Raw genomic sequence first — 12,053 nt, forward strand, 5'->3', positions numbered from 1 at the left:
GGTGCTGCTAGGGCTTTAACACAACTTTAATGCAATTATCTTCCTTTTTATTAAAAATATGGTACCCATGAGAAGCCTCTTCTAAAGGCATCGTATGAGTAATAATTTTTGTCGGATCAATATTCCCGTTCTTTATCATATTGTACAGATCTGGCATATAGTGACGTGCAGGTGCCTGCCCCATTTTTATTGTAATGTTACGAGTGAAGAAAGGGCCTAATGGAAACATATTGTATAGTCCGCCATAAACACCTGTGATTTGTAAGACGCCACCCTTACGCACTGCTTTTGTAGCAATTTGAATCGGCCCTAAAGTTCCCCCTTGCAGCTTTAATTTCTGTTCTGCCCACTCTAGTGGAGACTTTTTACCGTCCATTCCTACACAATCAATAACAACATCTGCCCCGCCTTTAGTAAGCTCTTTTAGAGTCTCCCCCATATCATCATATTGAGTGAAGTCAAATGTTTCTGTTCTGTTTATCTTTTTGGAATGATGGAGCCGGTTGGTAATATAATCAACTGCAATGACACGTTCTGCCCCTCTATCCCATGCAAACTGTTGAGTCATTAATCCAATAGGCCCAGAGCCCAGGACAATAACTGTGTCTCCTTTTTTTACTCCTGCATGCTCCACACTCCAATAAGCAGTTGGAAGGACATCTGATAAAAATAATAAGGATTCATCTTCTAATTCACAATCTTTTGGAATTACAAAAGGAGTATAGTTGCCAAAAGGCACGCGCAGGTACTCTGCTTGTCCGCCCGGATAGTTGCCGAATTTTTCGGAATAACCGAAGTAACCTCCAGAATCATAATGGGGATTAGCGTTATCACACTGACTTTCTAAATTGTGTTCACAGTATTGGCAGGTCCCGCAGGCTACGGTAAATGGAATGACAACGCGGTCCCCTTTTTTTACTTTTGTAACATCGGGACCTACTTCTTCAACTATTCCCATTGGCTCATGTCCGATAATGTAGCCCTTTGGTAAAGGGAAGTTCCCTTGATATAAATGAAGATCAGAACCGCATATGGCTGTTGAAGTGACTTTTATAATCACATCTTCACGATCTTGTATTTTGGGAGCTTCTACTTTTTTGACGGCAACATCATATTTCCCCTGGTATGTGACTGCTTTCATAATATCCTCCTAACATGTATAAAAGAATGATTAGGGATCTCTTTTACTGCAGTATTCAAGTACTGCCTGAAATCATAATACCCTCCGCTTTAACCGTAACAAGGATTTGTATGCTTATTATTACAGATTTAAACGTTGTAGAGATCCATCTTCTTTTATTATTCAATGTTAGCTTTCGTTATGTTTACATAGTTTATTCAAACAAACTATTCTGATCGTTGTATTGCTTTATTTTAACTGTTGTATCTTTTAAAAATCGCCTGCAGATTTTATTATCTCTGCCAATCACCTTACTCCGGTTTTTTAATTCCTTTTAATATTTTAACTTTACTAATTTTATTCTTGTCGGCATCAAGAATCTCAAATGTTAAATTATCATACTCAAAAACCTCTCCAATTTGTGGGATATACCCTAGTTGGCTCAGGCAAAAACCAGCTAAATTATCTTCTTCCTCTGGAATATTCGTTTGAAATATAGTGTTAAGGCGGCGTAATGAAATTTTACTGTCACAAATAATCTCATTCTCTGTTTGTTTTTCAATTATTATATCATCAACATCCGTTTCATCTTCAATATCTTGTCCGATCATTGCTTCAATCATTTCTTCCATTGTTATAATGCCTTCTGTACCGCCATATTCTTCATGGACAATTGCGAAGTGTTTTTTCTTTTGCAGCATCTGCTTGTACACATCGCTTACCTGCTGAAATTCATATACATGCAGAGGATTTAAATCAGCAAACGCTGTTACTTGCTTTTCCGGTTCTCGAGACCAGGAAACAAAAAATTTCGAATGAAAGACACCAATAATATTATCAAGATCGCCTTCGTAGACAGGATAACGGCTAAACTGATTTTGTAATAGAATTTCACCCGCTTCCTCAAAATTTGTATCTGCAATAATTCCCTGCACATCAATTCTGGGAGTCTGCAGTATGTCCGCAACATTTAAGTTGGAGAAGTCCAGCACTCCTTTTAAACCATAAACTTCTTCCCTTCCAAACGTTCCTTCTGTATGTCCGATATCCACCATCGCTCTCATATCTGCCTTAGAAATCGTTGTTTGATCATTATTATCTTGTCCAAGGAGTTTAATGGTTGTTTTGGTCAATAGATTTAATAAGAGGATGAATGGCTTTAATATCACGAGAATAATCATAGTTGGATAATAGACTATATGAGCAATTTTTTCAGGAAACGCTGCTGCAATTGATTTTGGCATTACTTCCGCCAGAATAATAATGAGTATTGTTAAAACGGCTGTGGTTATGCCTACATTCCAATTGTATTCGAGTGCCACAATTGTAACCAATGAAGGAAGTACAATGTTTGGTACATTATTTGCAATTAATATACCTGGAATAAATAAATCTGGGTTGTTAACCAGCTTCAATAAGCGTGCGGCTTTTTTATCTCCATTTGTTGCTTTTAGCTTCAGCTTCATTTCATTTGTTGCCGTCAACGCTGTTTCACTGCCAGAAAAATAACTGGAAGCGATAAATAGTAAAATAATTGCAATAATTAACATGGTCAAACTCTTTCACCTACTCTAATTCGATTGTTGTTTACATTTCAATAACTACTTTCTTTATCAAATTATATCAAAACAGGATAGGGATTCCAAAAATGATGATATGACTGTTCATATGTATAAAACGGCAAATCCAAAATGAAAATTGACCTTTTCTCCATTAAGCGTGTTATTTACCAAGAAATTTCATTTACAAAAGTCTTAATATGGACTCTTTATTTCAATAAACAAAGCAACGGTCTGGTTAAACCGTTGCTCATTTACTTTTATTTAATTGTTTTCAACATTGTAGTAGTTTCTACAGACTTCTAGATTTTAATAACTTGTAGATATTTATTGCTTTACCCAACAACAGATATCGAATCTATCTGAGTGTTTCCCGGAAGAAAAACTCGTATACAATACGAAAGCCAATTTGAATCAGATAGCATTCTGCTTCTATCGTTTTACTGATTGACAGGATAATGCATATAGCAAGCTCCCGGTTTCACGTCTGATTTTATCCTTCTACAAACAATGGGAGCAATTGTTGTTTATTCACATCAACAAGGCCTAGATTGCTGATACGTATTTCCGGAATAACTGTGAGTGCTAGAGAAGACATTGCCATTGAAGGAGCCCGTCTGCCAACTTTAACGCCCATATCTATAGCTATATTATTAAAATTTATAATAGCAGGTGCAAGTGTTTCAACTGGGAGATCTGACATCAGTCCAGCCACGGGTAAATCTATCGCTGCTTTCACATCCTCGTCATCGAATAGAACGAGCCCTCCGCCTGAGGATTCAAGATATTTAGCTGCATGATACATATCTTCTGCGTTTGTACCGACGACTACCAGATTATGGCTGTCATGAGATAATGTTGTCGCATATGCCCCTGTTTTCAGACCTGCGTTCTTTAATACACCTACAAAAGGCTTTAGACCTTGACCATGTCGTCCGACTACTGAAGCAAAAACATATCCTTCTGGCAATTTATCGATTATTCCATTTTTTGCGGAAATTTCCAGTACTCCTTTTACTGTAGTGCCGATTGGGGTCATTTCTATCGTATTGATACGAACACTATCCATTCCATTTGGCATGCTGATATTAAAGTCATTCACTTCAATGTCGGGAATCTTTACAGTATCCTCTTTAAGAATTTCAGTTGTTGTCTTGATTCTATTGATTAGCTTGCCGCCTTTCACCTGATGAATGCCTTTCGTAAATACATCTGTAACATCCATGTCTTCCAGTGTGTTTACCAGACAAAAATCAGCAATATATCCCGGACCTATACCGCCGCGATGTCTCAAATTAAAACGTTTCGCACCATTTAATGTTGCAAAACGCACGGCAAGCGGTGCGGGGATCCCTTCTTCAATGCATCTTCTGACAACACGATTCATCTGACCGCCCTGGTACATATCACTAGCTTCTACATCATCTGTGCACATAGCAAGGTTTGTTGTATATGGAACTTCACGCCATGCTTCAGCAGCGATATCCGCAAACTGGCTGACACTTGACTCGCGGATGTACACACACATGCCTTGGCGCAGCTTCTCAACAATTTCCTCCGTAGATCGGCTCTCATGATCAGAGTCGACACCTGCGGACATGTAAGCATCCAGATTCTGACCGGTTGTTCTCGGCAAATGCCCTTCATTATAGACACCCTTTTTTAATCCTTCTTCAACAATCCCCGTCATCCGTTCACTCTGGTTGATTACACCGATGTAATCCATAATTTCTGCTATACCGATGACACGCTCTTCCTCTAGCAGCATGCCAATTTCATCCGATCCGAACACAGCGCCGCTTGCTTCAAGACCTGGAACTGCCGGAACAGCAGAAGGTATTGTTACCAGAATATCAATTGGCAAGTTCTTCGTTGCTTCAATCATATATTTGACGCCATCCACACCGAGTACATTTGCAATTTCATGAGGATCAATAACTGCGGTGGTCGTGCCTCTTTCGATCAGCGCTTTGGCGAAGTTAGCCGGAGTCACCATAGTGCTTTCAATATGTACATGACAATCGATAAAACCGGGAACTGCAAATTTCCCACTGCTATCGATTTCCTTCTCTCCTGCAATTTCAAATATAGGGGCATTATCTGTATACCGTGCCACTGCAGCAAAGACATCTTCCTTAATGCCTATATCCGCTGTGTATATTTCAGCGGTAAACACATTCACAAGCTGAACACCGCGGATTACTGTGTCCATTGGAATATCTCCACGTGCAGCAGCAACTACCTGTTCTCTTGAATACATCATTATCTCTCCTCTTCTGCTTACCTATCGTGAAAAAAAGATGGAGAGAATATCCCCACCTTTTAAAATTATCCATCTAATCTAATATTAATCCCCGGACCAATCGGCAGATCAAGCAGGAACCATACTATCATCAAGAGTATCCATCCTACCATCAGGGCAATCGTGTAAGGAATCATTGTTGAAATGATGGACCCAAGTCCAGACCTTTTATCATAACGCTTCATGAACCCAAGCACCATGATCAGGTACGGGTTTAAAGGTGTAAGTAGCGCTGTCGATGAATCACCGATTCGATATGCCAGCTGTGTAAACGCCGGATGGAAATCAAGCAGCATGAACATCGGTACAAAAACCGGAGCCATTAGCGCCCACTGGGCTGAACCGCTTGTGATGAACTGGTTCAACATCCCCATCACCAGAATGAATATAATAATCAGCGGTAAGCCGACAAAATTGACTGATTGGAGGTAATCAGCACTATTTACCGCGATAATTGTACTCAGATTCGTCCAGTTGAAGTATGCAATAAACTGCGCAATTGCAAAGACAAGTACAATATATGGCGCCATATCTTTAACTGCACTGGCCATGAAAACCGGGATATCTCCTGACTTCTTAATTGTTTTGGCTGATATTCCATATGTGACCGATACAACGATGAAAAATACAAATATAATCGGCACGATATTTGACAGAAATGGCGATGGAACCAGAACTCCGCCTTCCCCGCGCAAGACGGATGTTTCAGGCCAGATCAAGGCTAGGATAACGCCTATATAAACAAGTGCTGCAATCATGCTGTTCCTGAGTGCTTTTATTTCAATTCTGCCAACTTTCTCCTGCTTCTGTGCCAAAATACCTTCTTCAGCATACTTTGGATCATATTTTCCGAGCCTTGGCTCGATGACTTTCTCAGTTACGAGTCCAACCAGCAGGACAATCAGGAAGACGGATGTTGCCATAAAGAAATAGTTATCAATTGGTGTGATCAGCATATCCTGGTCAATTGCCCGTGCTGCTTCAGTGGTAATTCCGGCCAGCAGGGCATCTGTACCTGCGATAAGCAAATTCGCAGTAAAGCCGCCTACTGCACCGGCGAAACCGGCTGCAATACCGGCAACTGGATGCCTGCCCAAAGAGTAGAATACCATTGCTGCGAGCGGCGGAACAATGACAGCAGCAGCATCGGAAGCTATGTTACCCATAACCGCTACAAAAGCAATAGCATATGTAATCACTGCCCGGGGCGCTTTTTCAATGGTCAGCTTGATTGCTGTATCGAACAATCCAACCCCCTGGGCAACACCTATACCTAACATCATTGTAAGTACAAGCCCGAGCGGTGCAAATCCTGTAAAGTTCTCAAGCATTGTTTCCAAGGCAAACAATAGCCCTTCACCTGACAAAAGGCTCTTAGCCACAACTTCTTCCCCTGTACCCGGATGTGTAACTGAAATATCAAAGGAGGCAACGATTGCCGATATAATAATGATAATCGCTGCAAGATAAACGAATATTAAAAAGGGATGAGGTAACTTGTTACCGAAGCGCTCAATGAAATCCAGTACACGTTGGAACTTGCTTTGTTTATGGTTTGTATCTTCCATGGTACACCTCACTTGTTTAGTATCAATTTAATTTTGAAGGCACCACGCCTTGCGGGATAGGACATACATATTTCTTTCCACCCTTACGCCGATCAAATTCCGCTTGAGCTTCTTTGATTTTCTCGGGATTATTTAAAACCGCCCCAGCAGTCTGTGCCATAACCTGCGCTGCATGCAACATTCCTTTCGCAGCATAGGTCGTCTTCCCCTGTGTAACTGTTTGCCACGTATGCATCTGTGTGCCGAATGCATAGCATGTTGCCAGGCACTGTACTGTTGGTGCTATCTGACTGACATCTCCGACATCCGTCGAACCGGGAAGAAGATTGTATGCCTTGGAATAAGGTATTGTATTCCCATATAATACTCCCTCGGATTCAGGGGGTTCCTGTCCAGCTTTATGATATGCATCACTGATTTGTGATTCCGAATACTGGATTTCATCCGGAGTAAGTGATTCCTGAATCTTCTTAGCAAACTCAAGTTCATCAGCCGTGTATGACAGGCCGCCGATTTCTTGAAGCTGTTCCTCCATGACTTCTTCCAGCACATTATTGCGCAAAAAATTGGAGCATGCCTTTTCAAAGTGAATGCTGAGTTCGGTTTCTGTCATGAGTGCTGCGCCTTCAGCGATCTTCTTCACACGCTCATAGATGGCGCCAGCCTTCTCCACACTGACATCGCGCATCAAATATAGAACTTCGGCTTCTCCCTGAACCACATTAGGTGAAATGCCGCCTGTATTTGTAATGGCATAATGCAGCCGTGCAGTATCTTCTACGTGCTCTCTTAAATAATTTGCACCGACATTCATAAGTTCAACAGCATCAAGTGCGCTGCGTCCTAGATGTGGGCTCGATGCAGCATGTGTAGATACACCTTTGAACTTGAATGACACCTGATAGTTTGCTAGTGATTCATTCACCCATACTTGGGTGTATATCCACGGGTGCCAGCATATCGCAAGGTCAATATCATCAAAGACACCCTCACGTGCCATGAATGTTTTACCTGATCCGCCTTCTTCACCGGGACATCCATAAAAACGGATAGTACCTTCAAGATTATGCTCCACCATATAATCTCGTGCAGCAATAGCCGAAGCCATCGCACTTGTGCCAAGCATATGGTGACCGCAGCCATGTCCATTGCCGCCTTCTTCCATTGCTCGCTGTTCAGCAATTCCTGGTTCCTGACTGAGGTTGGACAGGGCATCAAATTCACCTAAAAACGCAATAACAGGACCACCGGACCCATATGAAGCTGCAAATGCAGTATCAATATCTGCAATGCCGCGCTCAACAGCAAAGCCTTTCTGTTCCAAATATGTTGCCAGCACTTCACTGGACTTTGTTTCTTCAAAGCGCAGCTCCGGATTATCCCAAATTTCTCTGGAAATTCTTATGTAATCTTCCTCACTATTTTTTATACTCTTCTGTACTGAATCATATAAAGACATACTTCATCTCCTTTTATTAATGTCATATCATTAAAATTTTTATGATTTCTCCGTCAAACTATTGGTATGGAGGATTTTTTCCACTCAAAGTCAAGCATACCCTCCTTTCTAAAATCTCCTATTGAGACAGGAATTTACTTGGAATGACAAGCATGAAAAGTTATAAATTTTTATGAAGCAAGAGACAGCTGCATCTTTGCACTATGATTTATGCTTGTAAAGATTCCAAGTTAAAGTCTCTAAAATCAGATAGCGTTTTCATATTTTCTTTGACGCTATCGATAATAACAATATATTCTCACAAAACATATGTACGAATAATGAGACATTTTATCATAGTCAGAATTCATAATCAACCATAGTAAAAATTGGTAACCGACTCGATTCGACATAAAAATTCAATTAGGTGAACAGTTATGATAAAGCAAATTGTGATGCCTCCGAACTCAATCTAGAGAAGAAGTTAGCTAGATTTTAAAATTTATTTTGATCCCAAAAACAAATGCATCGTGTTTCATAAAAACATAAAAAACCTCCATTGTTTCTTGAAAAAACGATGGAGGGAAGAATTTGAGAGGAATTTGAAAGGGTGAATATTCCCTCTAAAAGCAATATCGAACTATTTGTACTTGCAAACTTCGTGAAAAGCGTGGTCCGTTTGTTATTTTTTCATAAAATATATTCTACTTAGCACAAACATAAGCAACTCTATGAATAGAATCTGGATTTTTCAATTGATCTACTATAGATGCAGCCAAATCCGCCCGGGTTATACGCCCCTTTCCTTTCTTAACAGGTTTATCAAAGCTTATTTGATAACGCCCTTTTGGAACGCCGTTAGTCAGATAAGGCGGCCGGATAATGGTCCAATCAACTGTACTTTGATAGATTTCTTCTTCCATTCGCTGCATGTCACTATATAAATTATGAAATATTCTCCATAAAACTTTAACAAGGATACGCTCTGTAAACGAAGATTCTTCCTTCGATTTAAGTGTTTCAGCAGATAAGCAAATCAGTCGATTAACTCCTGATTTCTTCATTTCTTTTATTATATTTGCCATACCTTCCGAGTAAACCGTTGTCGGCTGGCGGTGATTTCCGCCAAGAACTGATAATACGGCCTCTTTTCCAGTCAGCTTTCCTTCTATGGCAGCTGGATTTAAAACATCCCCTCTTATAACTTCCAGACGTGTTCCGGATAATTCTAACTTTTCCGGGTTTCGTACGATTGCTGTTACTTCATGACCTTCTAGAAGTAATTGCTTTACTAATGGAATTCCTGTATCACCAGTGGCTCCAAATACAACAATTTTCATATAAAACACCTCCCAATAATAAATGTTAGTTAGTAACAACTAACATTTATTATAAATTTTTTATTATGACTGCCATACCGGCATAAGCGTTTGAGCAATAATACAAACAGCATAGATCCATGCTAAAATAAGAAACACTTGCCTGGAATAATAAACACGATTAGTGGAGTCCGCCAATTTTAAACACCTCCTTTACGGTTGAAGTCCATAACAAAATGTTTGTACACTATTTTTAATAAACTCCTCCTTTGCTACAGTGATAAATTTTTCTTTCCATAATGCAGTAGAAATAAAATAGCTGAACAAGGTCGCTAAAAATATAGATGCCTGCGTATAAGAATCTGTTTGCTTCATCTTCCCTTCCTCCTGCATGGTATTAAAATATGCCGTGATATATCCTTTTAACTGCTCTGTGTTGTCAGACACCAGATCGACTAATTCAGGCATTGATGCTCTTTCTTGAACAGCAATTAAACAAATAGATTCATAACGCTTCATAAGGTCAAGGTATAAATTGGCTATCTGCAGCAAATCTTTTTCCAAATTCCAAACAATGTCTTTATCAAGTATCTGCTTAAACCCGGGAACAACCGTATTTCTTTCAATCGCTGCCTCCAGAACTCCTTTTTTTGTTTCAAAGTGGCGAAAAATCGTCATTTCGCTCACATTAGCTGCATCTGCAATTTCCTTAATGGTCACTGGCTGGAATCCTTTTTCCTTCATTAATTGAAGTGCAGATTGTAATATCCTGTCTGATGTACTTAATTTATTCTTCGACATAACGCCACCTCCACTTTCAGAAATATATGTTATTGATAACTAACATTTTATTGATTATTATTTTATCTTTTCATACAAATAAAGTCAATGCTTTAATTTGAAGTTAGTTATAAACCAGTTGTTTTCGGTAATGCTTTAATCAGCAGGAACCTGAAGTGCCTCTTCCCTTCTGCTTTTTCATTACCGTTCAACTAACTGGCTCTATTAACCAATCTCCCGCTTCCATAGCAGCGTTTCATAAATATCAGCTTTCAAAAAAAGAAGACTCTAGTTCTATCCTTATTCTAAAATGATTCATTATTCTTATCTGTTCTTCAGTCAGCTTTTCTTTATCCCAGTACATATGCATTATATTGTATTCAAACAATTCTTTTAATTTAATAAATAAGGGCAGTTTATCTAACGTTTCCAAAGGCAGATCATTTTCCTCCTGATATCCCTCAATGATTGCTTTTGTAATCCCCCGTCCGTATTCCGCTATGTTGCCTCCGCCTGCAAATGAATACTCCACTGCACTGTATATAGGAACTGCTAGATCGTAAATATAATAATGCTTTTCACAATCTTGAAAATCAACCATTGTTACATTCGAATTTTCATCCACCAATATGTTTTCCAGCCATAAATCACCATGTAACAATCCATAATTCGAATTATTTTGAGGAATTTGTTTTATAGTTGATAAAACCTCTTCTGCAACATCTCTGATAGTGGATTCTTCTTCAGGAATATATTTTAGAAAGTTGTATTCCTCATTATCATGCCAATCATTAATATGTTTAATTGGATACAGTTCTTCAAACTTTCGGGACAAACGATGCAATTTACCAATTTGTCTGCCTAATTCTTTTAGTATATCTACATTCCATTGATTTCTTGGTAAATGTACACCAGGCGCTGCTTTATAAAGCACTGTTAAGAGTTCACGGTTATTATAAATCAGTTTTTCTACTGTATTCCCATTGAAAGAAGATACTGTTGGTGATACTCCCAATCCTTTCTTATACAGGAAATCTGTATAATTAACTTCCTCCAGCTGTTCATCAAAGCTTTTATAGTTTGTAATTCTTGCAAAGTAATTGCCTTCTTCTGAAATGCATCGAAATATCTCATCTGTTACCGCTTCTGTCTTAATGAAATGAATTGGATATAGTTTATTAAGTTCTGTAAGTATCTCCTGACTCAAAATTATCCTTCTCCTCTTATAACAATCTTCCAATATATTATTTTAAAAATGTACTGGGCATAACAACAAGTTCTACCACTCCACGGGCACAAAGAACATCATTAGCAGACACCTCTGTATGCACCTTCCATCTTTTAGGATGGATTTCTTCAACTGTCCCAATTGCTTTTAAGGGAACATCCTGTGGAGTCGGCTTAAGGAATTCAACATTTAGGGAAGCGGTAACAAACCTGGGCGGTACAGTCCCATCGCCGATTTCATTTCCATTCTTGCGGTGTAATGCAAGTGCAGCAGATCCAGAACCATGACAATCCATTAAGGAAGCTATCAGTCCACCATAAATAAAACCCGGGATTCCCATATACTTTGATTCAGGTGTAAAGATAGTAACTGTTTTATCTCCCTGCCATCCGGTTCGAAGGTGATGGCCATCTTTATTTAACCGGCCGCATCCATAACACCAGGCGAAATCATCAGGGTAAATATCCTGTATCGCTTTTTCAATTTTTTCTTCCATTATTCATCCCCCTCGCATAATCAGCTTAAGTAAATCTATTGCATTATAAGTAAGCGCTTTATTCCATTGTACTATAACTACTATATAAGTTCTTCCTGATACACAATAATTTCTCGATAAATGGAAACTTCAATCAACAAAAATCCCTCCCTCTCATTTGGATATGCTTCCTATGAAAACAGTACGCCAGTATTCACTTTATTTAATACCTCAAAAAAAGAGCTGAATCAATTCCAGCTCTTA

The 12,053-nt window shown here is 39.2% G+C and carries 9 protein-coding genes; all 9 read right to left on the minus strand.

Translation table 11 applies throughout. The features are described from left to right. Positions 1–7: 7 nt before the first annotated feature. Positions 8–1,141: a zinc-dependent alcohol dehydrogenase gene (locus MHH51_RS12495; RefSeq protein WP_339282218.1), complete on the minus strand. Its 1,134-nt coding sequence runs from the start codon at positions 1,139–1,141 to the stop codon at positions 8–10. A gap of 290 nt (positions 1,142–1,431) precedes the next feature. Further along, entirely contained in the window at positions 1,432–2,670 is a 1,239-nt protein-coding gene (locus tag MHH51_RS12500; protein ID WP_339282219.1) for a CNNM domain-containing protein, read from the minus strand. 502 nt (positions 2,671–3,172) lie between these two features. After that, positions 3,173–4,942, minus strand: coding sequence for an adenine deaminase C-terminal domain-containing protein (locus MHH51_RS12505; RefSeq protein WP_339282220.1), 1,770 nt, complete (start codon positions 4,940–4,942; stop codon positions 3,173–3,175). 65 nt (positions 4,943–5,007) lie between these two features. Continuing rightward, positions 5,008–6,549, minus strand: coding sequence for an AbgT family transporter (locus MHH51_RS12510; protein ID WP_147212088.1), 1,542 nt, complete (start codon positions 6,547–6,549; stop codon positions 5,008–5,010). Between the two features lie 22 nt (positions 6,550–6,571). Next, positions 6,572–8,008: an amidohydrolase gene (locus MHH51_RS12515; RefSeq protein ID WP_339282221.1), complete on the minus strand. Its 1,437-nt coding sequence runs from the start codon at positions 8,006–8,008 to the stop codon at positions 6,572–6,574. 683 nt (positions 8,009–8,691) lie between these two features. After that, on the minus strand, positions 8,692–9,327 hold the full coding sequence (locus tag MHH51_RS12520; protein ID WP_147212086.1) for an SDR family oxidoreductase: 636 nt from the start codon (positions 9,325–9,327) through the stop codon (positions 8,692–8,694). Positions 9,328–9,519: 192 nt separating this feature from the next. Continuing rightward, positions 9,520–10,107, minus strand: coding sequence for a TetR/AcrR family transcriptional regulator (locus tag MHH51_RS12525; protein ID WP_147212085.1), 588 nt, complete (start codon positions 10,105–10,107; stop codon positions 9,520–9,522). A 244-nt stretch (positions 10,108–10,351) separates the two neighbouring features. Then, positions 10,352–11,299, minus strand: a complete 948-nt coding sequence (locus MHH51_RS12530; RefSeq protein ID WP_339286304.1) for a phosphotransferase — start codon at positions 11,297–11,299, stop codon at positions 10,352–10,354. A gap of 31 nt (positions 11,300–11,330) precedes the next feature. Then, a complete protein-coding gene (locus MHH51_RS12535; protein ID WP_339282222.1) occupies positions 11,331–11,810 on the minus strand; it encodes a PaaI family thioesterase in 480 nt (159 codons plus the stop codon). Between the last annotated feature and the right edge of the window lie 243 nt (positions 11,811–12,053).

The organism is Oceanobacillus sp. FSL K6-3682, assembly GCF_037976165.1.
Classification (GTDB): Bacteria; Bacillota; Bacilli; order Bacillales; family Amphibacillaceae; genus Oceanobacillus; species Oceanobacillus sojae.